The organism is Vibrio sp. D3, from assembly GCF_043995865.1.
GTDB lineage: Bacteria > Pseudomonadota > Gammaproteobacteria > Enterobacterales > Vibrionaceae > Vibrio > Vibrio diabolicus.
Genome location: NZ_CP171886.1, coordinates 1,272,841 through 1,299,373, shown reverse-complemented (window position 1 = coordinate 1,299,373; position 26,533 = coordinate 1,272,841). Strand labels below are relative to the sequence as shown.

18 protein-coding genes are annotated in these 26,533 nt (G+C 45.1%); 8 read left to right on the top strand and 10 right to left on the bottom strand.

Features of this window, described 5'->3' with window-relative positions:
* Positions 1-240: 240 nt before the first annotated feature.
* From malT to sstT, 7 genes are all read left to right on the top strand, one after another.
* Entirely contained in the window at positions 241-2,949 is a 2,709-nt protein-coding gene (gene malT / locus ACHFJ9_RS05660) for an HTH-type transcriptional regulator MalT (protein WP_005396763.1), read from the top strand.
* Positions 2,950-3,528: 579 nt separating this feature from the next.
* Positions 3,529-4,446, top strand: coding sequence for a DUF368 domain-containing protein (locus ACHFJ9_RS05655; RefSeq protein ID WP_041853110.1), 918 nt, complete (start codon positions 3,529-3,531; stop codon positions 4,444-4,446).
* 251 nt (positions 4,447-4,697) lie between these two features.
* Positions 4,698-5,123 (top strand): hypothetical protein, encoded by a 426-nt coding sequence (locus tag ACHFJ9_RS05650; RefSeq protein WP_182019588.1) that lies wholly within the window; start codon positions 4,698-4,700, stop codon positions 5,121-5,123.
* Positions 5,124-5,132: 9 nt separating this feature from the next.
* Positions 5,133-5,747 (top strand): SCO family protein, encoded by a 615-nt coding sequence (locus tag ACHFJ9_RS05645; RefSeq protein ID WP_006740812.1) that lies wholly within the window; start codon positions 5,133-5,135, stop codon positions 5,745-5,747.
* Positions 5,737-6,045: a PTS transporter subunit EIIB gene (locus tag ACHFJ9_RS05640; RefSeq protein WP_046875700.1), complete on the top strand. Its 309-nt coding sequence runs from the start codon at positions 5,737-5,739 to the stop codon at positions 6,043-6,045. The genes ACHFJ9_RS05645 and ACHFJ9_RS05640 overlap by 11 nt, the downstream gene beginning before the upstream one ends.
* 275 nt (positions 6,046-6,320) lie before the next feature.
* A complete protein-coding gene (gene rsgA / locus ACHFJ9_RS05635) occupies positions 6,321-7,397 on the top strand; it encodes a ribosome small subunit-dependent GTPase A (RefSeq protein WP_395354161.1) in 1,077 nt (358 codons plus the stop codon).
* Positions 7,398-7,754: 357 nt separating this feature from the next.
* Positions 7,755-8,972 carry a serine/threonine transporter SstT gene (sstT, locus tag ACHFJ9_RS05630; protein WP_005396770.1) on the top strand — a complete coding sequence of 406 codons (1,218 nt, stop codon included), beginning with the start codon at positions 7,755-7,757 and terminating at the stop codon, positions 8,970-8,972.
* A 76-nt stretch (positions 8,973-9,048) separates the two neighbouring features.
* Here the strand turns inward: sstT and pdxY are convergent, their stop codons facing one another.
* The 6 genes from pdxY to ACHFJ9_RS05600 form a co-directional block, all read right to left on the bottom strand.
* A complete protein-coding gene (gene pdxY / locus ACHFJ9_RS05625; RefSeq protein WP_301583213.1) occupies positions 9,049-9,918 on the bottom strand; it encodes a pyridoxal kinase PdxY in 870 nt (289 codons plus the stop codon).
* A gap of 101 nt (positions 9,919-10,019) precedes the next feature.
* Entirely contained in the window at positions 10,020-10,208 is a 189-nt protein-coding gene (locus ACHFJ9_RS05620) for an AbrB/MazE/SpoVT family DNA-binding domain-containing protein (protein ID WP_005396772.1), read from the bottom strand.
* Between the two features lie 147 nt (positions 10,209-10,355).
* Complete coding sequence (gene potE, locus ACHFJ9_RS05615; protein WP_005396773.1) at positions 10,356-11,666, bottom strand: putrescine-ornithine antiporter; 1,311 nt, start codon at positions 11,664-11,666, stop codon at positions 10,356-10,358.
* 61 nt (positions 11,667-11,727) lie between these two features.
* Positions 11,728-13,875 carry an ornithine decarboxylase SpeF gene (gene speF, locus ACHFJ9_RS05610; RefSeq protein WP_005396774.1) on the bottom strand — a complete coding sequence of 716 codons (2,148 nt, stop codon included), beginning with the start codon at positions 13,873-13,875 and terminating at the stop codon, positions 11,728-11,730.
* A gap of 443 nt (positions 13,876-14,318) precedes the next feature.
* Positions 14,319-14,765, bottom strand: coding sequence for a helix-turn-helix transcriptional regulator (locus tag ACHFJ9_RS05605; protein ID WP_031780583.1), 447 nt, complete (start codon positions 14,763-14,765; stop codon positions 14,319-14,321).
* A gap of 540 nt (positions 14,766-15,305) precedes the next feature.
* Entirely contained in the window at positions 15,306-16,502 is a 1,197-nt protein-coding gene (locus tag ACHFJ9_RS05600) for a tetratricopeptide repeat protein (protein WP_395354157.1), read from the bottom strand.
* Positions 16,503-17,048: 546 nt separating this feature from the next.
* Between ACHFJ9_RS05600 and pulA the strand changes: the two genes are divergently transcribed.
* On the top strand, positions 17,049-21,038 hold the full coding sequence (gene pulA / locus ACHFJ9_RS05595; RefSeq protein WP_395354155.1) for a pullulanase-type alpha-1,6-glucosidase: 3,990 nt from the start codon (positions 17,049-17,051) through the stop codon (positions 21,036-21,038).
* A gap of 99 nt (positions 21,039-21,137) precedes the next feature.
* Here pulA and ACHFJ9_RS05590 read toward each other — a convergent pair whose 3' ends face one another.
* From ACHFJ9_RS05590 to ACHFJ9_RS05575, 4 genes are all read right to left on the bottom strand, one after another.
* Positions 21,138-22,754: an endonuclease gene (locus tag ACHFJ9_RS05590; protein ID WP_394630795.1), complete on the bottom strand. Its 1,617-nt coding sequence runs from the start codon at positions 22,752-22,754 to the stop codon at positions 21,138-21,140.
* Positions 22,755-23,085: 331 nt separating this feature from the next.
* A complete protein-coding gene (locus ACHFJ9_RS05585; RefSeq protein WP_395354152.1) occupies positions 23,086-24,699 on the bottom strand; it encodes an alpha-amylase family glycosyl hydrolase in 1,614 nt (537 codons plus the stop codon).
* 120 nt (positions 24,700-24,819) lie between these two features.
* Positions 24,820-25,326: a glycosidase gene (locus ACHFJ9_RS05580; RefSeq protein ID WP_395354150.1), complete on the bottom strand. Its 507-nt coding sequence runs from the start codon at positions 25,324-25,326 to the stop codon at positions 24,820-24,822.
* A 316-nt stretch (positions 25,327-25,642) separates the two neighbouring features.
* Positions 25,643-26,452: a MalM family protein gene (locus ACHFJ9_RS05575; RefSeq protein ID WP_395354148.1), complete on the bottom strand. Its 810-nt coding sequence runs from the start codon at positions 26,450-26,452 to the stop codon at positions 25,643-25,645.
* Between the last annotated feature and the right edge of the window lie 81 nt (positions 26,453-26,533).

Sequence of the window (26,533 nt, the reverse complement as noted above, 5' to 3'; positions counted from 1 at the left end):
ACAAACTAGAATTAGGCGGTGTGAGTTATTTCTAGTTTTCGCTAGCTTTTATATCTAAGTGACCGTATGGAATGGTTTTTCAGACGGATGCAAGCCCCAACAAGAGGCGACATCAACCGGCATTCAAGCAGTTTTTGATGCCGGTGAAATCATTCAGTAAGACGAAGCTTTCGAGGGGGCCTTACTGAAATGATCACGTCGTAATCACTTGGGTATACATAAATAAGGACATAATTACTAATGTGGATTCCATCTAAGCTTACTCGACCAGGACGCCTGCACAATGCCATCGTGCGCCCACGAGTGTTGGACTTACTACAGCAAGCGCCTTACTACAAATTGGTTTTATTCCGCTCCCCAGCAGGTTACGGAAAAACCACCATGGCAGCGCAGTGGCTATCCGATAAACCAAACGTCGGTTGGTACAGCATTGATGACAGCGATAACGACGGCTTTCGTTTTGTGAACTACCTGCTTCAAGCATTAAACAAAGCCACCAACTTCAGTTGCTCTAACGCACAAAAACTGGCGGAAAAACGCCAGATCTCTTCTCTACGTTCTTTATTCAGCGAAGTGTTCGCGGAAATGGCTGATTTTCATCAAGAGTGCTATGTGGTGCTTGATGACTATCACTTGATCACCAACGATGAAATTCATGAATCCATGCGTTTCTTCTTAAAACACATGCCAGACAACCTCACCGTTGTGGTAACAAGTCGTGCAGCGCCGCCTCTGGGTACTGCAAACTTACGTGTTCGTGATTTAATGATCGAAATCGGCAACGAGATGTTGGCGTTCGATACCGAAGAAACGACTCGTTTCTTTAATCAGCGTATTGCCGATGGCATCGACGAAGACATGGCAAACAGCCTCAGAACCTATGTGGAAGGTTGGCCATCGGCGATGCAGTTGATCGCGTTGCAAGCGCAACATCAAAACCGTACATTGGCACAAACCGTAGAGTCGGTATCTCAGTTCAATCACGCGCATTTGTGGGATTACCTGGTCGAAGAAGTATTTGACCTACTCGATCACGAAACTCGTCATTTCTTGATGCAAGTTTCCGTGCTTGACCACTTCAATGATGAGTTGGTGTTTGCCCTCACCCAACGCGAAGATGCGCTTGGTTTGATCGAATCATTAAACCGCTACGGCTTATTCATTTACCCGCTCGAAGGGGAGCAAAACTGGTTCCGATTCCATAACTTATTTGGTGAGTTTTTGTCTCATGAGCGCCAAGCGCGTATTCCTCAGCAAGAAAAAGATCTCCACCGCAATGCAGCTGTTGCCTGGTTACAACAAAAAGCACCGCACCAAGCGATTCACCATGCACAAAAGTCGAACGATAAAGACTTGGTGGTAGAAATTCTAAACGAATTCGGCTGGAAGATGTTTAACCAAGGCGAGCTCAGCACACTGGAAAGCTCAATTAATAAGTTGGATGCTGAGCTTCTGTTCAGCCACCCAAAACTTACAATGCTCCGAGCTTGGTTGGCTCAAAGTCAACACCGTTATAACCAAGTAGGCCACTTGCTTGAAGAAGCGGAAGAGGAGCATAAAAAGCGTAACATTGAGTTAGATATTCATTATCAAGGTCAAGCAAACGCGCTGCTTGCTCAAGTGGCTATCAACAGCAACCAGCCAGAGAAAGCACTCGAATTAGCGGAGCTAGCACTTAGCCAACTTGATAACACAATTTACCGTAGCCGCATTGTGGCAACTTCGGTTGTTGGCGAAGTTAACCACGTGCTAGGTAAACTCGACCGCGCGTTACCGATGATGCAACAAACCGAAAAATTGGCGCGTCAGTACCAAGTTTACCACCAAGCGTTATGGGCGATTTTACAACAAAGCGAGATTTTGATTGCGCAAGGTTACGTACAAGCCGCCTTTGAGCTGCAAGATTCCGCATTCCGCCTGATTGAAGATCAGCAACTTCAACATGTTCCTCTGCACGAGTTTTTGCTGCGTATTCGAGCGCAAGTGCTTTGGTGCTGGAACCGACTTGATGAAGCAGAAGAATGTGCCTACCGAGGTCTACAAATTCTCGAAAACCATTCGCCAAGTAAGCACTTACATAGCTACTCGATGCTGGCGCGTATTGCGGTTGGCCGTGGCGAGCTAGACAAAGCCGGTAAATTCATTGAGCACATTCAACATTTGATGAAGCAGTCGACTTACCATGTAGACTGGACAGCAAACGCTTCACTATCGTTGATCCTATTTTGGCAAGCGCGCGGTAACACCGATGCAATGCAAGAATGGCTCAACACTGCGGTTCGTCCTGAATCGGCATGCAACCACTTTTCACAATTGCAATGGCGTAACATTGCACGCGCACACATCAACTTAGGTCAATATACCGAAGCGCGCGCAGCATTAGATTTCCTCCAAAGTGAAGCTCGTCGAACCAACCTGATCACAGATACTAATCGCAACTTAGTGGTCGAAGCGGTGTTTGCTGCTCGCCAAAAAGACGAAGAGCAAGCAAAAGCTTTGCTAAAAGAAGCGTTAGTGATGACAAACCAGACGGGGATGGTAGGTAATTTCCTCATTGATGGCGCCACCATTGGCGGGCTACTGGAGAAGTTAAGCCTCCGCCATGAGTTAGGCGATCTAGAACGTCACCGCGCTCAACAATTGATGAAGGATATTTCCTCCAATCAGCGCAGCCGCTCTATTCACTTTGATGAAGACTTCATTGAGAAGCTGGTAAACCACCCTAACGTACCGGAACTGGTTCGCACAAGCCCACTGACTCAACGTGAGTGGCAGGTGCTTGGTTTGATTTATTCTGGTTTCAGTAATGAGCAAATCGCGCAAGAGCTTGATGTGGCAGGCACCACGATTAAAACCCACATTCGCAACTTGTACCAAAAGCTCAATATCGCCAATCGTAAAGAGGCCATTGTAACAGCTGAAAATTTACTCCAGTTGATGGGGTACTGATCAGCTCAAGAAAACAGATTAAAACCTAAAGTGAAATACAAGGGGTTGGCGTGATGCGTCAGCCCTTTTTATGAGTCTAGAACGAGGGAAGTGCAATTTGCAAAGCACGTAAGTAACGTTGTTCATATAAAAAAATAGCCAACCGCAATAATCGCGATTGGCTTATATTTAGTGTGAACAAATTGTATTCACTAACAACGTCAGTTGGCTAGGTGACCCTCGGCTTAAGAAGGGTCGAGCAGTATTATGCATTAATCATGCCAAAATGCAAAGACTTATTTTTGGGCACAGGATCTCATATAAAGTGAATTTGCCTATATAAAATATAGCAAAACGCAAATTCAATTATCAAATTGCATTTGCATAATGCAACAAACGTAGCCATTGATAGTACAGTTAATCATCTCAATAATGTAAACCAAACATTAAGATATCGTTGCATTAGAATCACCTCATAACCTGTAACAAAAATAAGCAATTACTTGGATATAAAACCCAGTAGCTACAGCACTATTTCATACTTTTTTCGTCGCAATGTTTGTATACTCTGTGCCATCGAAACGACTTAGCATTAGAGCAATGAACTACTTAATTACTTTCTTCAAAGGAATCGCCATGGGCGCAGCAGATGTTGTTCCTGGCGTATCAGGCGGCACCATCGCGTTTATCACCGGCATTTACGATACGCTGCTTGAGAGCATTCGACGCATTAACCCATCACTTTTCTCTATTTGGCGAAAAAAAGGGGTTAAAGCCGCCTTTAATCACATCAACGGTTTCTTCCTTATCGCTCTGTTTGCCGGTATTTTCACCAGCATTGCTACGCTAGCAAAGTTGATCACTTGGCTTCTTGACACACACCCCATCCCACTTTGGTCATTTTTCTTTGGTCTGATTTTGGTATCGGTCTATCACATTATTCGTCAGGTTGAACAACGTGATCTTATCCGCTTTGTGACTCTACTTGTTGGTGTCGGGTTTGCTTACAGCATCACCGTGCTTAAACCTCTGCACATGGAACCAACGGCCATTAACACATTGTTCGCTGGTGCTATCGCGATTTGCGCGATGATCTTACCGGGCATCTCTGGCAGTTTTATCTTGTTATTGATTGGGATGTATGCGCCAGTATTAGCCGCCGTGAAAGGCTTCCAAGTCGATACATTAGCGCTGTTTTTGTCAGGTTGTGTGATTGGTTTGCTGTCCTTTTCGCATCTATTGTCGTGGTTACTACGCAAGTTCCGCGATTTCACTCTGATGTTTTTGACAGGCTTAATGATTGGTACGTTACCAAAGATTTGGCCTTGGAAAGAAACCATCACTTGGCGCACCAATTCAAAGGGTGAGCAAGTGCCCTTGCTACAGCACAACCTATCACCATTTGAATTTGAACACGTGACATCACAACCTTCTCAGTTAGTGCTTGCCGTTGTGATGATGCTTGCTGCCATTGCGCTGGTTTTGAGTCTCGAAAAATTCGCAGATTCAGACAAGTAACTGCGGTATCAAATCAATACGGAATCAACAAACAAGAACGGAGCCAATTGGCTTCGTTTTTGTTTGTTGGCTAAGAGAAAATCATCGCAATTGAAAATCTTTATGGGCTTGATTCAACAACCCCTACACCGCGCGGTTATTTTGATCTCTGGCATCGAGGCACAACGCACAATTTATCTAGGCCACGAGTTGGCGAATGACGCTTCTGTGATACGATGCAGGCAATGTTAAGTGATAAATGCTGAACCTTAATGAAAGTGTTACAAATCGCCGCTGTTTCAGCCGCACTGGTTGCGGGATTTTATGCCCCGACTTTACTAAAAAGCTTTTCTTCATCCACTCCGATCAAACCGATAGATGAGTATTGCTTTCTCTCTACTGCCTCGTGCGTTCAAGAAAATGTTACGATGACGCTCAACGCAGATACTGCTCAACCCTTGGTCCCTACTACTCTGAATGTTGAGTGGCGCACAAGCGATGCTGAGCAACTCGTCCTAAGCCTTTCAGGAAGAGAAATGGAGATGGGAGAACCCAAGTTTTTACTGAAGCAAGTCGCTCCCGGTCGATATCAAGGTGACATCATTCTGCCGGTTTGCACTCAAGACGCCATGACCTGGGTTGGTGAACTCAGTGATGGAGAGAGTACCGTTTACCCTGCTATAAAAATGCAAAGATAAGGAATCGTTATGAGCCGCAATTGGTCCCTATTTCTCGTAGTTGCTTTCGCCCTAGGGTTTGGCGTAAAAAGCTATTTAGATAATCAGAAAACGAAGCCAGAGCAAGTGGATAGTTCCACCTCTCAACAAACGGTATTGTTTGGGGAAAATAACCAAGCCGTCAATATCTTCGATGTGAATGACCCTCGCATTCGAGTCGTCTATTTTGGCTTTACTCGCTGCCCAGATGTTTGCCCAACTTCGCTTGCTATGCTAGCAGGAGCCCTAAATCAGATCGATGAAGCGCAAAAAGCGCAACTGCGCCCAATGTTCATTTCTTTAGATCCAGAGCGTGATGAGGCCGATGCCTCGGCGAAATATGCCCATTACTTCCATCCAATGATTGAAGGCCTATCGGCACCGCTTGATGTAACCACACCTTTGGCACACAACTATGGTGTTATTTTCCGAAAAACCGAATTGGAAGGCTCGGAGCTCAAATACACGCTTGATCACAGCTCTTACTTTTACTTCTTGAAGCCGGATGGCACGTTAATCACCAAGGTACCGCATACACTCTCGCCGGCACCGATTGTTGAAGCCATTTCAAAACTGACGACTGAAGGCTCCTCAAATGACAGTTAAGTCAGTGCTGAAACAGTTTTTCAGTTTCCTAACTCAAACCAACCCCAATGTCGAACAAGACGTCGATACGATCATTGACGCCATTGGGGGGATAGAAAACCTGCTAGAAACTGGAGCATGCGCGACTCGGCTACGTCTTACCCTCAGAACGACGTCCATCATAGATAAAAATGCACTCAAAAATCATGGCGCACATGGCGTCGTGATACTGGATGAGCGTCATGTCCAAATCATATACGGCTTAAAAGCCAACACGTATTCGCAGATAATGGAAGAGCGCATCAACAAACAAAGCTAATATTTTCGCAGTATAGCTACCCTCTAAGAAAAAGGGCGGCTATACTCTCTTGGCTTAATTAATTCACTTATTTATTAACCAACGAAGAGGACAAATGATGATTGTATTGAATAACACTAACTGGGCATCGCAAGGGTAACCCTAACCGCACCTATTACGTGGCATAGCCACAACTCCCCTTCTCTGCCCGGTCTTCACCGGGGTCAACTCTATCCGAATTAGACCCTAATGCGATTTGTATTAAGGCGCTTTTTTGCGTCTGGGATAATTCAACAATGAATCAAACACATACTTTTTGTGACACATTAATTTCAACTTCAAACCCACTAAAACGATTGGGTTGGAAACCATTTTTTCAGCAACAACTGACACTAGACGATTACGACGACACTATCTTTGCACGTGTGATTGCGCATCACCGAAGTGGTTACCTATTGGCGACAGAAACGGGGCAAGTTCACCTCAATGCCCACCACTCTCTACCCAATATGACCGTCGGAGACTGGGCTATCTTAAATGACGATCAGCAATTTGTTCGTTTACTGGATCGCTTGAGCCTCTTTAGCCGCAAAGCAGCAGGTAGCAAAGTGTCAGAGCAGCTCATCGCCGCAAATGTGGATACCGTTTTTATCGTCTGTTCCCTTAACGACGACTTCAATTTAAGTCGTATTGAACGCTATCTCGCCTTGGCCCATGAAGCCGAAGTCGAACCCGTCATCGTGCTTTCCAAAGCCGATTTGTGTGACAACATTGATGAACTAAAAAGCCAAGTACTGAAGCTCGACCCTCTATTAGTCATAGAGACAGTCAACGGCTTAGAAACAGAGAGTGCTTCTAAACTCATGAGCTGGTGCGAAGAAGGACAAACCGTCGCTTTTATCGGTTCTTCAGGCGTTGGCAAATCAACTCTTGTGAATGCATTACTCGGGCAGCAAGAACAGGCGACTGGGCATATTCGTGAAGACGATAGCAAAGGGCGACATACAACCACATCGCGCTCTATCCATCTATTACCTGATGGCGGCATCTTGATTGATACTCCGGGAATGCGCGAGCTTCAACTAGCAGACTGCGAAGTGGGCGTCAGTGAAGCATTTTCTGACATTGAGGGTCTCGCTCAACGTTGTCGCTTTGGTGATTGCCAGCATCAAACTGAGCCGGGTTGCGCAGTTCAAGCTGCGATTGAAAATGGCACACTGGAGGTTCGTCGTTTCAATAACTATCAAAAACTATTGCGAGAACAAGCCTTTAACGGCGCGACTTTGGCAGAACAACGAGCTCAAAGTCGACAGTTCGGGAAACTCACTCGAAATGCCATGAGTGATAAGCGCAGGCGCCAACAAAGTTATTGATTTGTTACGTTTGAGTTGTCAATAAAATCAAAGGAGACGAAAGTCTCCTTTTTAACAACTTTATTAAAAACCATTACTCATAACTAATGATAATTTTCAACATAAAAATCTTATTTAAATAACATTGAGCAAACATTTAATCCAAAAACAAACTAAAACTAGACACAAAATATTACCAAGCTAAGATATGTGATATTCAGCAAGAAAATGGCTGAATTTATAAAAACAGGATAATTGATAATCATGTGTCTTAGTGACCAGAAGCAATGCTCACCCCTTGCAATACAAGGGCATTATCGCCGTGTAATGATGGACTATTGCCCTGCTCGCTCTGGCATAAAATTGCAGGAATGATGTATGCAACACAACAGCCTCGTTGCCCGATTTGCTCGTGGTAACCTCGTCGTCCAGATCCTTGTCGGTATTGTCTTTGGTATTTTGCTCGCCACAATTTCCCCAAGCCATGCCGAAAGTGCAGGATTAATTGGTAGCCTTTTTGTTGGTGCTCTTAAAGCGATCGCGCCAATCCTTGTGTTTATTTTGGTTGCCGCTTCAATTGCGAACCAAAAGAAAAACCAGCACACGTACATGCGTCCAATCGTTGTACTGTACCTGATGGGTACGTTCTTCGCGGCGCTATCAGCAGTGGTTCTAAGCTTCCTTTTCCCGACCAATTTAACGCTTGTCACCGGCGCTGAAGGTGCAACGCCGCCTCAAGGTATTGCTGAAATTCTACGCACACTGTTGTTTAAACTGGTCGACAACCCAGTAAATGCACTAGTAGAAGCAAACTACATCGGCATTCTTGCTTGGGGTGTGGGTCTGGGTCTTGCGCTACACCACGCATCTGCAACAACGAAAGCCGTGTTTGAAGATCTCAGCCACAGCGTGTCTCACATTGTTCGCTTTATCATTCGTCTTGCACCATTTGGTATCTTTGGCCTAGTTGCTTCAACGTTCGCAACAACAGGCTTTAGCGCACTAGCAAGCTACGCACACCTTCTGGCGGTTCTTCTTGGCGCAATGATGATCATCGCTCTCGTTGTAAACCCGGCGATCGTGTTCGTTAAAACTAAGCAAAACCCTTACCCACTTGTATTCCGTTGCCTACGTGAAAGTGGTGTAACCGCGTTCTTCACTCGTTCAAGTGCGGCGAATATCCCGGTAAACATGGCACTATGTGAGAAGCTAAAACTGGACGAAGATACGTACTCAGTATCTATCCCACTAGGTGCGACCATTAACATGGCTGGTGCTGCAATCACTATCACAACGCTAACGCTTGCAGCTGTGCACACTATGGGTATTGAAGTTGATCTACTGACTGCGCTACTGCTCAGTATTGTGGCTGCGGTTTCTGCATGTGGCGCATCAGGTGTTGCAGGTGGCTCGCTACTACTTATCCCACTTGCGTGTGGTCTGTTTGGTATCTCAAACGACGTAGCAATGCAGGTTGTAGCGGTTGGCTTCATCATCGGCGTGATTCAAGACTCTGCTGAAACTGCACTAAACAGTTCAACAGACGTTGTCTTCACTGCAGCAGTTTGTAAGTCAGAACAGCAAAAAGCTCAGTAAGACTGACAGAACAAATAGAAAGGGGAGCCGATGATGGCTCCCCTTTTTTGTTTAAGTACGGATGCTTTGCGCTCAATTACGCGGTGGCCAGAGCCACCTCTTCAATTGAGAAATGCTTACTTGGCTCAACAAATTCTTGCTGTGCCGCGATAGTTTGCAGCTCCCACTCCCCAGCATGGTAAGTGGCGCTTAATACCCCGTAGCACGCGTCATGGCAGTGTTGGAAAGCTTGCTTAGGAGACCACCCCTTCAATAATCCAGCGGTGAAGATAGCCGAAATAAGATCACCCACACCCACAGGCTGTTTGGCAAACTCAAACTGAGGGCGCTTCGCTAAGTAAATGCCTTCTTGCGTTGCCAGTAACATGTTGAAGCTGCCATTCTCTAGGCAGTAAAGGTGCTTCACTAGCACTATTTTTGGACCTTTCGCTAGTGCACGTTGGCATGCCGTGATCGCATCGTCTAACGAGTGGATTTCCATCTCAGCAAATTGACTCAGCTCGAATTGGTTCGGAACGATCACATCTGCCATTGGCATCAGACGGTTTAACAAGTTTTCTGCAATACCCGGCGCCACAATACAGCCTTTGTCTGGCGCGCCCATCACAGGGTCGCAAACATAAAGTGCCTTCGGGTTCGCTTGCTTCACTTTCGTCACGGTATCTTCAACAGCAAGGCACTGCTCTGCGCTGCCTTGGTAGCCTGTCAACACCGCTTGGCATTTTTCCAATGCACCGATGTTTCCAAGACCACGAACTAACTCGCTGATGTCTTCAGCCGCAAACGCTCGCCCAGCCCAGCCTTCTTGATACTGCGTGTGGTTAGAAAATTGAACGGTATGAATCGGCCATACTTCGAAGCCCATGCGTTGCATTGGGAAAACGGCACTGCTGTTACCAGCATGACCAAAAGAAACATGAGATTGTATAGAGAGGATACCTTGCATAGTACCTTACCTCTTATTGTTGTTATCGATAGTTCAAAGACAGCGGCAAGCGCCAGTTTTGCGAAACCAGTAGTGTATCCGACAAACCAAGATTCTCTAACTCAATTCTCGTTAACTTCTTCAGAGTAAGTTGGAGCGCTGGTTTTCAACACCATCTTCTTGATTTCCATTTTGTCTTTATTCAGTGCGATTTCTAGGGTATCTCCTTCCCTTATCCCGAGTTGAGTCAGGATTACGCTTGGAATGACTACGGCGGTATCGTCACCGATTTTAACAGGTTGACTTATCATCTTTCGTCCTCCAAATGTCGAAAATGAGTTTTCACATCATTGGATATTTATTCCCAAGAGCCTTGTTCTGACTTGGGCTTGGCATAAGCGCCTAAAAACAAAGAGCCTTCCACACCGCGTTTGGGAAGGCTCTTTCATTATTATTTTTTAATTTGCTAAAGGCTCATGCTTGGCAGCAATCAGACCGTAAGCACTCCAGCCTAGGAAGGTGACGATTGAGCCCCACATCATCGCTTCGTAGCCAGAACCATATAGCGCGTAGAAGCTGTATAGAGAACCAATCAGAGCGATAATGTTGGTGGTTTTCATCTCGCGCTCTGGCACGTGCGCCACTTGCTGCATGATGAAAATTGCGCCCATACATAGGATGTAAGGAATAACGTTCGTTACTACCGCTAGGTTAACCAGCGCTTCGAACTGCTCGTTCAGCGTTGGAGAAATAGTCATTAAAGACAGCACCGATTGGATAACCGTGATGGCCACCATACCTTTGATTGGCGTACCACGTTTATCCACTTGAGAGAACAATTTAGGGAAGAAGCCCGCATCAGAAGATGATTTGAACACTGACGCGATAGTGAACTGCCAACCTAATAGAGAACCCGCACAAGCCAATACCGCCATACCAGCAACCGCTTTACCTGCTGCTGAGCCAAGCATCACAGACCATACGGTTGAGAATGGTGCGGTAGAAGCGGCAAGCTCAGAGTTTGCAACGATACCAGAACAGATGTTTGTCGATACAATGTAAACCACCGCAGCAATCAACGTACCGCCCAATACTGCGATTGGTACGTTCTTCTCTGGGTTTTCTACCGCTTCTGAGTTCGCACAGGCCGATTCAAGACCAAGAAAGGCCCATAGTGTCATGGCAATAGAAGCACTCACAGCTTCACCAAATGGTAGGTGGTGTGGGTTCCAAGCTTCTATGTACATGGTTGGGTTAAACCAGAACCAACCAACAATACCTAGCGAACATACCGGTAGGATCACACCCCATACCGTGAAGGTACCGATTTGACCTGTGATTTTCGCACCACCGAAGTTAGCGAAAGTACAAATCCAAAGAATGGCGATGGTATACAAACAGGTTTCGACCGGAGATAGGGTCACTTCAAAAAATGCGGAGCCGTAACCCACACAGGTAATCGCGATCGCAATATTCGCAATAAGGAGCGACAAACCGTAAGTCCAGCCCGCCATAAACGCACCCGATTTACCGAATGCGTAAGACGCGTAACCGTTCATACCGCCGTCACGTTTACTAAAGCGACCACATTTTGCAAACACATAAGCCAACGCCAAAGAGCCCGCTGCCGTGATCAGCCAAGACAACACAGAAATGGTGCCCACCTGCGCCAGTTTACTTGGCAGCATGATAATACCGGAGCCAGCCATATTGATGAACGTCAGAATGGTTAACTGCACCACCGACATTTTTTTAGTTTCAGTACTCATAAATTATTCTCCACGAATAAGCGGTTCGCACCGACGCCGGAGCGTGGTGCGAACGGGTAGATTAATCTTTTAGGACATAGCAATGTGCGGTAGTGCGACCGTCGACATCTTCAAGGTACACACCTTGGATTTCTGGCGCGAAGCCTGGGAATCGGTTGATGCCTTCTTCTAGAGATAAGAAGTAATCCACCACCTGTTGAGTCCAGATTTCACCAGTGATCACACAGATAATGCCTGGAGGGTAAGGCAGTGCACCTTCGGCGGCTACGCGGCCGACGGCCTCTTTAAGTGGTAGGTAATCGCATTCACCGCGGAAGTATTTACGTGTTGCCACGTCTGGTTTGTGAACCATTTGTGGGAAGTATTCACTGCGGAACATCGCTTTTTGTAGCTGTTTCACGTTCAGCTCTTTGTACATGTCATGCATTTCCTGACATAGCTGACGGATGGTGTAACCACGGTAGCGCTCTTTGTTCGCTTCGTAGACGCCTGGTAGCACGATACTGAGAGGTGCATCATCACGAATGAATTTTTCAAATCGGTTGATTTGCGCGACAAGGTGACGGATCTTACCCATATCTTCGGCAGGAGTGAGTAGGAACAAGATGGAGTTCAAGTCGCACTTCTCAGGGATGATGCCGTTTTCTCGAAGGAAGTTCGCCAATAGCGTTGCCGGAATACCGAAATCTGCGTAGCTGCCGTCTTCGGCAATGCCTGCCGTGGTTAGCAACAATTTACATGGGTCAACAAAGTATTGACCTTCGCCATAACCTTCAAACTTGTGCCAGTTTGCATCTGGCTCGAACATAAAGAACTTCTTGTTGGTCGCGATCACATCCGTGTCGTAACTGCCCCAAGGTTGACCTTCAATTTCATTTGGAATGAACGGACGAATTAACTCACAACTTTTGAGAATTTCTTTACGCGCTTCGATACCTGTCTTAACTGCGTCGCTCCATAAACGTAAGCCTGCTTCACCATCGTGGATCTTCGCGTTCACATCCAATGCAGCAAACAACGCATAGAAAGGAGATGTCGATGCGTGCATCATAAACGCGTTGTTAAAGCGTTTGTGATTGCAGTAACGAGCTTGACCTTTGATATGGCGGTCTTTTTTGTGGATTTGCGACGTTTGAGAGAAACCAGCTTGTTGCTTGTGAACAGACTGGGTCACGATCACACCCGCATCTTCTGGTTTCAGATCCAGTAGCAGTGGCGAACAATCTTTCATCATAGGGATGAACTGCTCATAGCCTACCCATGCCGAGTCAAACAAGATGTAGTCACAAAGGTGGCCGATCTTATCCATGACGTAACGAGCGTTATAAATTGTACCGTCGTAAGTCCCCAACTGGATGATGGCCAGGCGGAACGGACGTTCATCTCGTGCACGCTCTGGAGATACTTTCGCGATTTGAGCACGAATGTACTCTTCATCGAAACAGTGCTCATCCATACCACCAATGAAGCCCCAAGGGTTACGCGCCGTTTCTAGATAAACTGGCATACCACCCGCTTGGATTAACGCGCCGTGGTGATTTGACTTGTGGTTATTGCGGTCGAACAATACCAAATCGCCTTCAGTTACTAGCGCGTTACACACCACTTTGTTTGAAGCAGAAGTGCCGTTGAGTACGAAGTAAGTTTTGTCAGCGTTAAATACTTTTGCAGCGTGTGCTTGCGCTTGGTGTGCAGAACCTTCGTGGATCAGTAAGTCACCTAAGTCCACGTCCGCGTTACACAAGTCGCTACGGAATAGGTTTTCGCCAAAGAAATCGTAGAATTGTTTACCAGCAGGGTGTTTTTTGAAGAACTGACCACCTTGGTGCCCTGGACAGTCAAACGCCGAGTTACCCATCTCAACGTAGTGCGTTAATTGCTTGAAGAAAGGAGGGAGCAGACGACACTCATATTTAGTCACGGCTTCATTAATTTGACGGCAGTAGTAATCGATAGATTGTCTTTCTAAATCAATAACCCCTGTTAACCAAACGTAATCTTCTGCCGAAACTGGAGTTTCATCGGTCACTAAGAAAACAGGAATTCCGTACCCTGTTTCCGAAATCATTCTGTGCAGACCCGCTTTAATGTCTGCTGACGTAATAATAGCTGCACCAACGTCGGTTAATTCAACTTGTTCTAAAGGCAGTAAGTGACGATTAAATTGTTCATCTAAAGATTCAGCTAATAAGCTAAAGTCTTCAGGCATGTAATTACTAACACCTATAATTAAACGTTTCATTTGAAATATCTCTTTTTTGTTCTTTAAAAATGACAAGGACAGATATTACAAACGAAATATTTATTTAAAATTCAAATTACAAATTTCGTGATTAAATTTTCATATTTAAAAGACTTATTTTATCGAATTAAACTTTAGAGACTTTCATCACTTTCCAATTTCTATCTCAATGATATTGAAACGCACCTAAAAAGAAAGATCCGTCAATAATTATGTGACAACGCCCATTATTAAAAAGAAGGTTATTATAAGAAAATAAAGTTTTGAGATTTACATCACTATATAATAAGTTAAATTATATTATTGCAGTTTAAAACACCCCCGATTTTAACCAAATTTAAACACATAATAAAAGAGCCATCAACACATGTATTGATGGCTCTTTACTTTGGATATAAAGAAAAAACAACTTAATTGAATAAATGACTATCTAGCTTGACTCCACCATTCGACCATTGCTGATAACGCTTTACAGACATGCCTGACGAGTACATGGTATGTTTACAATCCATACACTCAACAAAATACAACCCACTCATTCCTGCCATAACGTGCAGCCTTCGGCTATCGCAGCGCTTGCAGGACAGGCGCTTTACTTTGGTGTTGACGTCAATACGCCGAGCAAAGTTTAACGTTTCGTGAGAGCATAAAGCGTCAACAGCACTATCTTTAAAAGGATGCTCACTAAGTAAATAATTAATGGCGTAATCGTACACCGGGGGGATTGAAGATTTTCCACTTTCAATATTACTTATCTTAGCAACGGAAACGCCTAATAAAGAAGCGAACTCAGCCTTACTGTACTCTAAGATAAATCTTGAAGAGATGAATTTATCTGCACTAATGATTCTCAACATACACAAATCTCTAATAGAAATAAAAACAGAGCAAACTAATTCGCTCCATTTCTGCTGAAACATGTAATGAAAAAGTTACTTCCTAGTGTAATTCTGCATATTATCTATGCTATTTTATTTTGTACGTCATCTTGCGCCTAATTAATTATAAAATCAATAATCCATGCCTAAATATAAAAACACAATTTAAGATTTATAATACAATTTTTAATTTACATTATTAGATAAAGTAATGAATACTATTCACCTATTACTCTGGGCATCAAGTATTGCTCTTCAATCATTATTACTATCAATTGAAGAGACTTGATTTGAGCCCAACAGGAGAAGTAGATAAAGAGGGAAATCCCTCTATTTGAAGATAAACATATCCCGCCTTAGCGAAGTACTAAAGATGTGTTGAAAAATCGAATAAATAGTATGCAATCCAGTAAATAAATCGCTTAGATAAGTTTACAGTCTGTAATTGTGATCGACAGAGATACTGAGACAGAAAGGCAAAAGAAAAGCCTCAATTATGAGGCTTATGGATAAGATAAATTATGGTTGAAGGAAATTCTGCGTGAAATCGAGCGCCTCTTTAGAGAGCTTTTTTTCGGTGGACGATGTGGTTGTCTGTCCCTCCGTCGTTGCGGTCGTCATGTCAGGCTGGAAGTTCGGCGCCGATGCTTCATACCATGCGTTAGCATCGTCTTTATTTTCGTCACTCAACACCGCGTTAAGTTCCTCCTCTGCAGGAAAATACGCTTCGCGTTTGTACACCTTGTTCAGCGCCCGAATAATGGAATGCTTTCTCACCATCCCTGACGCAAGCTTTCTTTGCAACGGTTTCGCTATGGATTGCAATCCAACGACGACATCAACACCAATATTGGTTGCCACTTCGTCACGCAACGTACGCGCTGGCTGATACCCCATATTGGCAGCAAGAAACAACCAAACATAAGCAATCGCATTGCCTGTTTTACCTTTGTCCTTCCACGCTTCGCCAGCATGATACATCGCCACGGCGCTACCACCTTCTGCGGCTCTTTCAAGCCAATAGCAGCCTTTGACCATGCTTTTTTCTGTACCAACACCATTTAGGTAACATAAGCCAACTTGGATCTTTCCGTCCGCACTGTCTTTTTCAGCCGCTTTCATAAACCAATAAAGCGCATCTGCACTGCGTCCTGCACTATTGTCTGGTGAAAGTTGCCATTCACCCATGTAAAGCATGGCATCAATGCAGCCTTCTTCGGCTGCTGTTTCAATCAGTTGGTTACCTTTGGGAATATTTTTTTCCGTTCCGCGACCAAAAACCAACGCTTTGCCTGTCGCAAATTTCGCTTCGGTATCCCCTTCCATTCCGGCAATGGCGGTACGCCAAAAGTTTGCCTGCTCTTTTAAAATCACATCTTCACGCATGCGCTCACTCAAGCGAACAATACCGTACATTCCCGTCACATTGTCCAACTTAGCGGCTTTATCATACCAATACAGCGCTTGACGAATGTTGTCCTTCTCAGCTTCTTTCGCTAGAAATAAAATGGTGGGGATATGTCCGGTTTCTGCTTTGAACTCACGCTCTTTACGCTCTTGCTCTCGCGCTTTATGCATCGCCTTTCGATAAGCGGCTTCGCGAGCTTTCCTCTCTGCCTCGAGTCTCTGTTTCCGCATCGACAACGAGATCATCCACACAAATATCAGGACGAGTGAAAGGCCAGTTGCCGCAATGGCAATGCCCATACTACTCATAAATAGCCTCTTTTGGTTTCAGGGCCCAATTCAACTCCCTTTCAGGGAAATCTTATGATTACGCGCCGACATAACGCCGACTACCTTCATTATATAACGACCACTTAGCGAAAATCTGAAGCTTGCGAAGACTTAATGGCGGTATTTTATTCAACATCACTGCAACTTATTTTTAAAAGAAAAATATAGCCCTCATTTTTATAGAACTTAATCACGGTTTTGGGGCTGAGACATTCTCATCCCCTATCATCCCCCCTTACTCATCCCATAAAAATTTACATTTTAATGATGTGCAGAATCTCTCACTATGCGCCTGTTTTATTATTTAATTTGTGAACAAAATCGACTGTGACAGAAAATTTGCACCTGTAAAAAACTTAACAGCCTGCTCTCACATTTTGCTGATGATTCAGTGTATTAGCATCTAATTGAACATTTCCTTTTTTGGCATCTGCCTTTCTAGCGTGTGCAAAACCTTCTTGATGATTGAGTCAGCGAAGGCAGCGCGCAGCTCAATATCAATTCAATAACAATGGATTTGTAAACGTGGACAATAAGACATTTAAATTATCAACAATTGCCAAAACCGTACTGCCTTTGATTTCCGTCGCGGTAATCAGCGGTTGTGGTAGTGATAGCACGAACGAAGATACGACGAACCCTGGCTCAGGCTTGTACCCTGCGGGAGAGAACGAAGTCGTCATTTATTACAAACGTGACGTAGCATCAGCTTCAACAGCAAGCGACTACGAAGGTTGGGGCTTGCACCTATGGAACGGTGAGGGCTGTACCAGCACAGATTTAGACGCAATGGGCATTCCGGGAACAGGAACGGATTGGTCTGCGCCACACCCATTCGATGGCATCAACGACACCTACGGTGCTTACTACGTACTGAAAATAAACCCTGACGCCTCTGACCCACACGAATGCATGAACTTCATTCTGCACAAAGGTGATGAGAAAGCATTCGGCAGTGCAAACTCAAAAGTGGAGCTGACGAAAATCGGCGAATCTAAAGGGTTGTTTGGCTTCCACGGCAGCAGTGAGCTTTACTACGAGCCAATCGAAGAACGCCCTGTTGATATTGATGGTCAAAAAGCGCATTGGCTAGATGCCAACACCATCGCGTGGGAAGCGGCGGCCAATGCGGATTCCATGAAGCTGTTCTACAGCCTCAGCAACGACATTAAAATGGATGAAGATAAGCAAATCTCTGGCGGTACAGCGGTTGAGCTGACAAAGGCTGGTGAGTTGTCTGATGGTCTGAAATCACGCTTCCGTCACCTTGCTAGCCTTCAAGCTGCGGGTATCGATGTCGATGACGCGACCTTGCGTACGATCCTGAAGTCACAAATCGTTATGGTGGCTTACAACGCAAATGGTGACGTCATTTCTGCAACTGAAGTGCAAAAACCGGGCGTTTTGGATGCGGTGTTTGCCGATTCCAAGGCAGGTAACGCGATCGGTCAAGAACTCGGTGCGATTGTGGAAGGCGGTGCTGCAACCTTCAAACTATGGGCACCAACTGCCCAAGATGTTGCTCTGATAATCTACGATGAAAACTTAGCAGAAGAAGCGACCGTTGCCATGACGGAAGACCCAGCAACAGGTATCTGGGTTTCTGAGGCACAAAGCAACGTTGTCAACAAATACTATCGCTACCAAGTTAAGGTATACCACCCAACAACTGGCGTCGTTGAAACGCGTTTGGTAACAGACCCATATTCAATGAGCTTGTCTAAGAACTCACGATACTCGCAAGTGGTTGATTTAGATGATCCAAGCTTAATGCCTCAAGATTGGAAAAACTACGCACGCCCAACGGTTAAAAAAGACGAAGACCACGTCCTTTACGAGTCACACATTCGCGATTTCAGCTTTAACGACAGCAAAGGCACACCAAGTCTTGATGGCAAATATCTGGCGCTTACAGAACCTGAGCGTGAGTCTGTATCTCACTTACAAGCCCTGAAAGATGCTGGCCTAACAACGCTACATATCCTGCCTGCGTTTGATATTGCAACCGTGGATGAAGACGCTGACCAGCGAGTCGATATCACCGACACCGTGGGTAAGCTTTGTGGCATCAAGCCAGAAGCCTCCATTTGTGAGACCGAAGATGACGGCAAAGTGATTGAAGAGGTATTAAATAGCTACGACCCAACAACGGGCAAAGCACAAGCGTTGATGAACGATCTTCGCATGCTAGACAGCTTCAACTGGGGTTACGACCCTTACCACTACACCGTGCCAGAAGGCAGTTATGCGACCGATCCTAACGGGTCTAAGCGTATTCTTGAGTTCCGCGAAATGGTTCAAGCGACGCATAAAATGGATCTGAAACTGGTCATGGACGTCGTGTACAACCACACAAATGCATCTGGTGTGAACGAAAAATCAGTACTGGATAAGATTGTCCCTGGGTACTACCACCGCCTAAACGTCAACACTGGCGGAGTCGAAAACTCAACCTGTTGTGATAACACCGCAACCGAGAACTTGATGATGGGTAAACTAATGGTTGACTCATTGATGGTATGGGCGGATGACTATAAAGTCGATGGTTTCCGTTTTGACCTTATGGGCCACCAGCCGAAAGATGTGATGGTTTACGCACTTGAAAAAGTCCGTGAAATTGATCCGAATACTCTGTTCTACGGCGAAGGTTGGGACTTTGGTGAAGTCGCGCAAAACGCTCGCTTCGATCAGGCGACACAAGTCAACATGGCAGGGACAGAAATCGGTACTTTCTCTGATCGTCTGCGTGACGCAGTTCGTGGCGGAAGCCCGTTTGATGGCGGTGTAGATTCAGAAGGTAAGCACCCACTTCGCTTTAACCAAGGCTTTGGTAATGCTGCTTACCCTAACGAAGAAACCAAAACTGACGCAGAATCGGTGAATGGTCGTTTACACAACCAAGATCTGGTTCGTCTAGGTATGGCTGGTAACTTGGCTGACTACATCCTTCTTGATTACAAAGGCGAAACCAAGCTGGGTAAAAACGTTGATTACAATGGTGCGCCTGCAGGCTACACAAAAGTGCCATCAGAGAACATCTCTTACGTGTCTAAGCACGACAACCAAACATTGTGGGATAACAACGCCTACAAGATTGCGACAGGCACTTCATCTGCCGAGCGTGCACGTATGCAGTCTGTGTCCCTATCAACGGTGATGCTTGGTCAAGGCATTCCATTCATCCACATGGGTTCTGAGCTATTGCGCTCTAAATCCATGCAGCGCGACTCGTACGATTCTGGTGACTGGTTCAACCGTGTATTCTTCGACGGAAGCGACAATAACTGGAACGTTGGTCTACCACGTGAAGACAAAGACGGTGCAAACTGGGAGTTGATCAAAACCATCGTTGGTGACAGCACGGCGAAACCAGACTCAACCGACATCGAGCTGACTAAGCAACAATTCCTAGAGCTACTAAAAATCCGTAGCACAAGCGAACTGTTCCGCCTAGATACCGCGCAAGAAGTGATGAACCGTGTGGACTTCCGCAACGTAGGGAAAGACCAAGTGGAAGGCTTGATTGTGATGTCTATCGACGATGGTACATCAGCAGGTGCCGATTTAGATTCGAACTACGATGCTGTCGTGGCCGTTGTGAACTCAACATCAACTGAGAAGTCTTTCAAAGTTGCTGGCGCAACTGGTTTCGAGTTACATGAAGTTCAACAAAACTCTGCGGATGACATCGTGAAAGGTGCAAGCTTCACCAATGAAACGTTCACAGTACCAGCACTGACAACAGCGGTATTCGTGCAGCCACAAAACGGCGCACAAGGTGCTGGCCTACCAGTAAACACGGATAACAAAGACGTATCGAGCATTCCTCCTTACGGCGAAACCGTTGTTTACGTGAAAGGCACGATGAACGAGTGGTCTGATAGCAGTGATTGGGCGATGACCTTTATTGGCAACGGTATGTACTCTGTAACTGGCGTTCTTGAAGCTGGTGAACACGAGTTCAAATTCGCGGACTCTGGTTGGGCAAATCCAAACATCGGTTGTGATATTGCGAATATAGCTTCTGGTTCACTAGACTTAGGTTCAGAAGGTAACTGTAAGCTGTCTGTTGCTGAAACAGGTAAGTACAACTTCACTCTGAACGCGCTGCATGTTCAAGATGAAAGCGTAGAAAAACCGGTCGTGTCAGTGACCAAATCAGCAGATGCACCAACATTCGGTGAAACAGCACTTTACTTACGTGGCACTATCACTACATGGGATGCTCCAGCACAAGACTCAACAGCGAAGTTCAGCTATGTTGCAAATGACGTTTATTCGCTAGACATTGACCTAGCGGCGGGCAACTACGAAATGAAAGTTGCGAGCGCAGACTGGGCAGCAGACACCAACTTCGGTGGCGAAGGCAGTGTTGAGCTTGGTAAAGCGCTAACGATGGAAGTCGGTGGCGGTAGCGCAAACCTAAAAATTGCGATTGCAGAAGCAGGAAATTACAACTTCCACTTCAATGCAGCTGACAAGTCAGCGCCAATCGTGACGGTAACGAAAAACTAGTTTCATTTAAAAACATCCATAATGAAAAAGGGGAAGCATCACGCTTCCCCTTTGTTTTATTGGCGTCAATAAATGGCGGATACCAAAATCAAGAAGGTGTTAGTTTCCCCAAATCTGTTCAACAAACTCAGGGTGATCAATGAATGGGTTGCGGTTGCCTTGAAAATCAAACACTTGTTGATTGCGATTTCGTTCTTTTTCACTAACAGGATCATTTTTGTGCCAACGTTTCAGCATGTTTAACACCCAAGGTTCAAAAACCGTTGAACTTGAACCATCAAGGACAGCATCCGCATTGCTTGAGTTACCTTCCCAATTACCTACAACATTTTCATAACGGGTCGCCATGTAGAAATAAGCACGGGCGAAGTCGCCCTTAAACTCATCAATCGGCTCAAACACCGTACCGGAGTAGCCCAGACTTGTGCTTGCTTGGCCAAGTTTAGAGCCATTACTAGACACGTAGGTCGCGGTGCCCACTTCACCAAATGGCCAATTACTGCGCTTCGCGTTTACATAACCATCAGTCGCAAACAAGTGATGACCGTCTGAGTTCATCGGCTCAACCTTACCGCCAAACCAGCTTTTCGGAAAAGAGTGCTCACGGTTGTAGCAATCCCCTTCCGTTTTGTATTGGCCACATTGGTCTGTGACTTTGGTAAAGCTTACTGTATCGCTACCAGATGGCTTTTCAGAATACATATCGAGAATAGAGCCATCATTTTCGTAATAACGATCAATATCGGCATCTTTTACCAAGGTCCAGACCGCAGAATAGCCTCGGCTGGAGTGATTATTGATAATGTTAAACAACGCTGTTTTTAGAGCGTAGCCCGTCTTACCAGATGCCGCTTGATAGTAACCATCAACCACTGGTGGGGTCGTCGTTGTGTCACCTAAGTTAAAATCGGTGGTTTCACTTTTCGAGAATTCAGCGCCAGAAGCAAGAGTCTTATCTCCCTCAGTCAGCGTGTACGACCCCGCGCCACTGCCACAACAAATGCCGTCACCATACTCGTCTTGAATCGTGAATTGGTAGTTACCGTCAGCTAAGCACATGCTCTTTTCAATGGTGGTTGCTGACTCGTACCCCTGACCAGAAAACAGCACTTCGGCTTGGTTGTTTTTTAACGTCCAGCTAGTTTCTGAACCATAGTCATCTGTTGTGAGAGTCAAGACCACTTGGTGATCACTACAACTTTCTACAGGAGGTTGTGTACTCGTCTCAGTCGGTTGAAAATTATCGACGAAGACAACTTCTGAGCCATCAAAACTGGCTTCATCGTAAAAACGCAAACCGACGTTGATGGTCTTGTTCGAGCTCGCTGTGTAGTTATGCGCCAGCTCTTGCCACTGGTTTATCTGTTGTGGGTTCGAGTAATTGTGATAACCATCAACCACCAGACGTGCTTTTACATTTCCTTCGGTATGATAAACCGAGACAGAAAACGGATAGGTTTTCCCTTGCTCCACATTAATGGTTTGCAAAAAGTCGGTGTTGCTTTGGGTACCTGTATTCACGACGACCTGGGCAGCCAGACCACCCGATTTGATTTGCTCGCTGCTTGGCGACACTGTAATGCCCGCGTCAATCTCTGACCACTGCGTAGGTACATTGCCATTCCACTGTTCAAAGTCACCGTTGATAATTTGGCTATATGCAAACGGAGAGCTAACAGCAGCAAGGAGACAGAGGGAGTTCGTTATGGATTTCATTATACTTTTCCATTAGTTATATAAATCCCAGACACGATAAACATATTAGTGGGGCATAAATAATCCTTCAGTCACATTTTTACGTTGCACAAGTGTTAATTTACTTTTTAATGTGCAGCTTATCTCACAAATATCCATCTGCTGAAAACAAACGCCAATACAAAAAGCGAAGCAACTTGTTGGCTACATCGTCGTAAAACCATTAAGGGAAAAGTAAAACAGACAGAAAAAAGCCAAGTGTGCGCCTATGGGGGTCAGCAACAACACTTGGCTTGTTTATAAGAAAGCTTGTGGTCAGCTCAACTGGTGAGCATCAATTCTGGATAATTCCTTAAGGTTTTACCGCAAAGAATCGTCCTTGTAGTGGCGACATCAGAATCTGATATTGACCATTGCTCGGAGTAATTTTTTCATTCGTGAGCAAATCCACCAACTCACCAGTACCAACACTCTCCTGAGTAAGAGTGACGCTTCTAGCGCTCTCTAAGGTATTTAGCGCAAACAAGACTTTGTCCGAACCAGATTGTTTCAAGTCCACATAACTGCCGTTACTCGCAACTAAATTCGTGCGTGCCCCCTGATAAAGTGCAGGATGCGCATCGCGCATTGTCATCAGCGATGTCACATAAGATTTGAGATCGGCTTGGTTTGCATCAAGCGTCGCCGTCACGCCTTCAATTTTCGCACTGCTGCGCGCAACGTGATCATCGCACAAACCTTGAATGGCGCAGGTGCTGTTGTCTTCTTTTACGGCAAAACCATCCACTTGATCCCCGATTTCATCACCGTAGTACAACGTGATTGGCCCGGTGTACGCCGCTTGGAAAGCAAACGCGGCTTTATGGCGTAACCAATATTCTGCATCATTCACATCCGCTAAATTTCCGCGCTGTAACAAGTCACCAAAGCGCACTAAATCATGGTTGCCGATCATCAAATTCGGCTGCGCATGTGTTGGATATTGGTTGTGTGTGCTGTAGCCGTTGTCTAACCAATCCGCACCGCGACTACCCACGCCGCTCTCATTCACGGCCAAAGTTTCAACGAGGCGATATCGCATAGGGAAGTCAAACGCAGAGCACAATGCTGGATCGCTGTTCGATCCATACGCCTCATTCGCGATTTCAGACTCCCCTTTCCAAATCTCTGCCACCATGTAACCCAACGGATTCACTTGTTCGCCTTTGCTATTGGTGTACGTCACACTTTGTGAGGCTTCATCGACGGCTTTACGAATTTGTGTCCAAGCGTCTGTCGGAACTTGATAGGCTTGATCTAAACGCCAGCCGTCAATCTTCAGTTCTTTGATCCAATACGTTGCCACTTCTTTGTAGAAATCGAGACTGGCCGGGTAATCAACGGAATTGCTTGAGCCTGAAGGCAACAAGCCGGAAGGCGAGGGTTTGATCAAACCATTCTTATGGTGGCCAAATACGCCATCAAAAAATACGTACAGACCGCGTTTGTGTGCTTCTTCGACTAAAGTTTTCGCGGTCGCTAAGTCACCAAATTTGGGGTCGATTTTAAAGTAATCTGTCGCAAAATAGCCGGTGGCGTCCAAACGATCCGCCCAATGATCTTGTCCTGCTAACGCTTCTGACTCAAAAACTGGCGTCAACCAAATCGCATTCATCCCTAAGTCTTGGATGTAATCGAGTGAATCAATCACTCCTTGCAAATCGCCGTTATGATGGCTGGTGCCATAACCTGTACCGTGACCAATGCTCGCATCACCATCCACAAAACCCTCTACCATGATTTGATAAGTACGAAGTTGGTTACTTTGCGCCATGACATTGGCTTGGCAAGCATAACTGGTATCCGGTAGCGGAGTGCTGCTATTAGTGTCGCCACCACCAGAAGAATTACACGCAGATAAAGCACCAATCACACTTAACGCAAGCAACGAGCGAGACAGGCGATGGCTACGTAGGATATTACGCATTTTATTCTCCCTAACTTACTCAAATAAACTACGGAAATTTGAGTAATAAAATTAACCCCGACATGTGTTTCATGCAGGGGTTAATAAGTAAAAATAGATTTTAAATAATTGAATGGAATATTATTGACACTTATTTACCATGACATGAACAGGTTTGCCTTTTCCTTCAAACTGAAGACTCCATACATATTTACCATCTTCTTTAATATCAACCGAAGTATCCGTACCGTAACCACCAAATGTTAATGGTGTTAATTCACCAACGTTCATTCGATTGCCTTTTGCGGTAAATTGTGGGAACCATAATTCGGTCGCATACTGCATTTTGTAGGAGCCTACTTTTTCTTGAACCACGGCTTGGTAGAAATTATTCCCTTTGTAGGTGTATTGACGCTGAGGCACGTGTTTCCAACCGGAATCCGCAAACGTACCCACCACAAATAGTGGTTTAGAAATAGGTCCTTTCGCCATGCTGTCTGGGTTGTCACACGCTTTCATGAAAGCAACCACTTCGTCTTGAGACATATTAACAACTGGCTCTGTGGCCGCTTCAGGTTCTGCCGTCGATTGACAACCTACTAAGGCAACAAGTAGGGCAGCAGCAAGAGAGGTCTTCATCATGTTCATTTCACGTAATTCCTTTTTAGTATATCCAAAGCAAAATAAACTCAACGGTTAAAAGAAATATTAATCGTTATTAAAATGGAAATATCAAACGCCAAATAAATATCGTCAGATTGCGAATTTAAATCACTTCGAGAAGTTTGTTTATTTCCTAAGTACAAAAAATAAATTAGGAACTGCCATTAATTATTGATCCAACCTATATAAAAAACAAAGTAATAAAAATAATTATGTGAATAAGGTAACTCTATGTAGGGGTATTTTTATTGGTTTATTTTCTATGAAAAAGGTCAGCATTTCGCTGACCTTTTTTATCTAATTATTTTCTATTTACGGCTTTCACAAACACTTGTTGTGCGCCTTCAATACCTAGCTCTTTTGCTTCATCAAGCAAAGTGAGCGCTTTCGGAATATCATTCGCTGCGACTGCCGCTTCAATGGAGCTGTAGTAGTAGCTAGTAAGGTCCGTACCTTGGGGAATGTTGTCGTTTTTCGCAACAATCTTAGTATTCACAATATCATTTGCGGATACCGACAAACGGAACTGACCCAGTGGGCTGTGTTTCGCTAAAGGGTCTGCAATATCTGGCGGCTGAGTGTGACGCGCCATGGCGAAGGCTTTTGCAGGGTGTAAAACTTGTGAACTTCCTTTTAGATCGGCGGAAGTAGTGTAAACCAACACATGCAGATCGTTACCTGTCATGTCTGGAATCACATTGAGATCAAGTACGAATTTATCGTTGTCCAACAGCTTTGCTGGTTCGTACTTAAACTTTGAAAAATCTGCTTGGTAAATGGTTTCTCCTGCCGAGTTCATCACTGCAACATTAGGAGCATAAAATTGAAGTTCTTTACTTACGAATGTCTCTAATTTGATATCGAGACTGCCACGGTTACCTGGAAGAGCAAACGCTGCAATAGCGCCAGCACTGTTACCATCCAACAACATTTGGCTTTTATCAGTCAAAGCGAACTCAGTAACCACAGGCACGTTAAGCGGTACCCATTGAATATCACCCGATTGCGTGATCACTTGTTGCTGACCTTTTGGACTCATCTCTACTTGTTCTACAGACGCACAACCAGTAGCCAACATGCCCAGCAGTACGGGAGCAAGCCATTTTTTCATTACTGTCTACCTCGACTCTTTATTGTTTTTTAAATAAATACAGCCAGATAAGTTCTGGCTGTATCATTCTAGGACAATTTA

Bases quoted from the DNA above. Each gene is read 5' to 3' on its own strand.
- malT (WP_005396763.1), top strand. From the start codon at position 241: ATGTGGATTCCATCTAAGCTTACTCGACCAGGACGCCTGCACAATGCC.
- ACHFJ9_RS05655 (WP_041853110.1), top strand. From the start codon at position 3,529: ATGAACTACTTAATTACTTTCTTCAAAGGAATCGCCATGGGCGCAGCA.
- ACHFJ9_RS05650 (WP_182019588.1), top strand. From the start codon at position 4,698: ATGAAAGTGTTACAAATCGCCGCTGTTTCAGCCGCACTGGTTGCGGGA.
- ACHFJ9_RS05645 (WP_006740812.1), top strand. From the start codon at position 5,133: ATGAGCCGCAATTGGTCCCTATTTCTCGTAGTTGCTTTCGCCCTAGGG.
- ACHFJ9_RS05640 (WP_046875700.1), top strand. From the start codon at position 5,737: ATGACAGTTAAGTCAGTGCTGAAACAGTTTTTCAGTTTCCTAACTCAA.
- rsgA (WP_395354161.1), top strand. From the start codon at position 6,321: ATGAATCAAACACATACTTTTTGTGACACATTAATTTCAACTTCAAAC.
- sstT (WP_005396770.1), top strand. From the start codon at position 7,755: ATGCAACACAACAGCCTCGTTGCCCGATTTGCTCGTGGTAACCTCGTC.
- pdxY (WP_301583213.1), bottom strand. From the start codon at position 9,918: ATGCAAGGTATCCTCTCTATACAATCTCATGTTTCTTTTGGTCATGCT.
- ACHFJ9_RS05620 (WP_005396772.1), bottom strand. From the start codon at position 10,208: ATGATAAGTCAACCTGTTAAAATCGGTGACGATACCGCCGTAGTCATT.
- potE (WP_005396773.1), bottom strand. From the start codon at position 11,666: ATGAGTACTGAAACTAAAAAAATGTCGGTGGTGCAGTTAACCATTCTG.
- speF (WP_005396774.1), bottom strand. From the start codon at position 13,875: ATGCCTGAAGACTTTAGCTTATTAGCTGAATCTTTAGATGAACAATTT.
- ACHFJ9_RS05605 (WP_031780583.1), bottom strand. From the start codon at position 14,765: ATGTTGAGAATCATTAGTGCAGATAAATTCATCTCTTCAAGATTTATC.
- ACHFJ9_RS05600 (WP_395354157.1), bottom strand. From the start codon at position 16,502: ATGAGTAGTATGGGCATTGCCATTGCGGCAACTGGCCTTTCACTCGTC.
- ACHFJ9_RS05590 (WP_394630795.1), bottom strand. From the start codon at position 22,754: ATGAAATCCATAACGAACTCCCTCTGTCTCCTTGCTGCTGTTAGCTCT.
- ACHFJ9_RS05585 (WP_395354152.1), bottom strand. From the start codon at position 24,699: ATGCGTAATATCCTACGTAGCCATCGCCTGTCTCGCTCGTTGCTTGCG.
- ACHFJ9_RS05580 (WP_395354150.1), bottom strand. From the start codon at position 25,326: ATGAACATGATGAAGACCTCTCTTGCTGCTGCCCTACTTGTTGCCTTA.
- ACHFJ9_RS05575 (WP_395354148.1), bottom strand. From the start codon at position 26,452: ATGAAAAAATGGCTTGCTCCCGTACTGCTGGGCATGTTGGCTACTGGT.